We start from the raw sequence: 2,519 nt of genomic DNA on the forward strand, positions 1-2,519 counted from the left end.
CTATATTCTGTCAATTCTTTCCTATTAAGGTTTGGCTTAAGTACTTGTGTTGAAACATACACCAAGTTTAATACTGCTTACTATGTGTACGATATTGAATATCTTGAAAAAAAGTATCTTGATCATATATCCATACAAATACCAGAAAGTAGTAAGGAGCAAATTGAACAATCACCTAAAAAGCCCGTAACTAATTCTATCAAGAGCAAGGAGGTTCCTGTTCAAAAAGCAGTTAAGATAAAGGAAGCTAAACATACTGAACATAAAAACATTCAGGACCACTCCCCTACCGTTGAAACATCTCAAAATACCGAAACGTCCGAAATTAACAATGCTAAACCAAGTCAAAACGTATCTGAATCAAAACCAGTAACCAATCCAAGTAGTTCGGATTGGCTTAACCAGACTTTTAATCCAGATCTATTATAAAAAAAACCGGCAATGCCGGTTTTTTTCATTCAAAGTTTTGAAACTTCAATCATTCAAGCTCTTAAAAAACTCTTCAATTTTTCTAGCTTTCTCTTCTGTAATATCTGCATCCAAGGCTACTCGCAACTTAAGTACACTCTTACCTTTGGTACCACATTCAGAACTCATAGAACCAAATTTAACGCCCTTATCTGTCTTAAAATCGAATTTAATCTTACTCGGTTGTTCTTCAGTAGTAGCTTCTTCAGTTTTTTCAGGCTTAGTCGCCTTATTTGCTTTTTCTTCTTCACTCAAAATAGCTATAAATCCTTTATGACGCTTGCCCGTGGATTTAAATTCTTCAACGTATTTATCCCATTCTGGTCTTAACAAGTCGAAAATTGCTTTTTCAGTTTTAGTTTCTAAAGCTTTATTTATTGCGGTATTCACTTCTTGAGCAATATATCCAGAAATTAGCTCAGGATCTTCGTTCAAAGAGTCCAAAATGAACTCAGGTAAGTCTAGAATATATTTGAGACGGAAATACTTCGACTTATCAATCGCAAATTTTTCAGTAACAAATTCATAACTTTCAAAAGGATAACCAAACTCTTCACATAATTGCTTGATTTTTAATATGCTTTCAAAATCTGAAAGATTTTGTCTAGCAGTATTATCCAATAAAGCTGTTATAGCAGCTTTATCATCATTCATAGATGTTTTAACTAAAGCAGTAATTCTCTTGAGCTTTAAAATCTCTTTAATTGCTCTAAAACGTCTCTCACCAGCAATTAACTCGTAACGATTACCCTTCTGTCGAACTGTAATCGGGTTAATTTGTCCATTAATTTCTATATCAGCAGCCAAAATTGGCAACTTCTCATATACACGTTTATTCATGATACGTGGTTGATAAGGTGATGGATCAATTAAATCAATGTCGATTGATTCTAAATGAGATCCGCTAACAATATTTTTTGTTTCTCGCTTAGCTAGTGGGTTAAGACTCCCCTCTTCTATGGTTGGAGTCGCTGTATTTTCTTTTACATCAGTAACTTGAGCATCACTCCCTGTTGCATTAGCAACAGATGTTTTTTTCATGCTTTTTACTTTATCTTTAAAGTTCATATCAGCACCTTATAATTTTTTGTATTCAGAAACCATTAGATCTACAAGTTGATTAATTGCTTGTTTTGCTGGTGTTTCTTTTCCAGCATCCAGATCAAATACGGAACACTTAACATATGATGCTTGACTAAAAACCGTAGCATTTGGAATACAGATTAATTCCTTATTTACCAGTTTTTCTTGCAATTTTGGTTGAGCATATTCATTGCGAATATCTTCAGCCAAGGTAAGATCCACTGTATTACGCTTGTTATAAAAGTTTAGTACTGGCGATAGAATTTTTAAATCTGGATTGCTTGTCTCTAAGTCATCCATAGAGTTAAGTATATCTTCCAAACCCTGAATACTGTATTCACCCTGTAATGGAATTAATAAACTGTTTGATGCTAACAAAGCATTAAAAGTTAGAGTTTCCATTCGCGGTGGACAATCTAACAAAATAAAGTCGAAATCCCCTTTTATCTTTCTTAATACACTTCTAATAATTTCATTAGGAACTGGACTAGAACGCTGAATATTGATTTCAACATCACGAATGTTATTAGCACAAGCAATCAAAGACACATTTTCAAAGTTGGTTTTATCTGGACCTTGTATAACATCGTGAATGTTAATTGTTTTATAGTTTTCAAAAATATCTTTTAGAGTGCCATCTATATCGTTAATATCTGGAACATTTGAAATATGTTTTGTTGCATTACGTTGGCTATCTAAGTCGATTACTAAAACCGTATAACCTAATTTTCCAAGCTTAGCAGCACAATTCACCGTAGATGTTGTTTTGCCCACACCACCTTTAAAGTGGATGCTTGTACAAATATAAGTTTTTCCTGAGTTCTTTTCCATTTTTCAATCACCTTTCAAGTAAAGTCAAACAATACAATATTTGAAAAATATTTAAAATACTTTTTCACTTTATTTTTAATATATTTCAACTTTTTCAATCTATATGCCTAACATGTGTCCATATCTTATGTGTTTTT

General features: G+C 32.8%; 2 protein-coding genes and 1 pseudogene. 1 reads left to right on the forward strand and 2 read right to left on the reverse strand.

Annotated features, from left to right (window positions below):
* Positions 1 to 429: pseudogene (locus tag Aba26S_RS20635) on the forward strand (hypothetical protein); the annotation flags it as partial.
* A 45-nt stretch (positions 430 to 474) separates the two neighbouring features.
* Here the strand turns inward: Aba26S_RS20635 and Aba26S_RS20640 are convergent.
* Entirely contained in the window at positions 475 to 1,536 is a 1,062-nt protein-coding gene (locus Aba26S_RS20640) for a ParB/RepB/Spo0J family partition protein (RefSeq protein WP_043974992.1), read from the reverse strand.
* A gap of 9 nt (positions 1,537 to 1,545) precedes the next feature.
* Entirely contained in the window at positions 1,546 to 2,382 is an 837-nt protein-coding gene (locus Aba26S_RS20645) for a ParA family protein (RefSeq protein WP_005028640.1), read from the reverse strand.
* Positions 2,383 to 2,519: the final 137 nt, after the last annotated feature.

This window comes from Acinetobacter sp. NBRC 110496, from assembly GCF_000876115.1.
In the GTDB taxonomy this organism is placed as follows: Bacteria; Pseudomonadota; Gammaproteobacteria; order Pseudomonadales; family Moraxellaceae; genus Acinetobacter.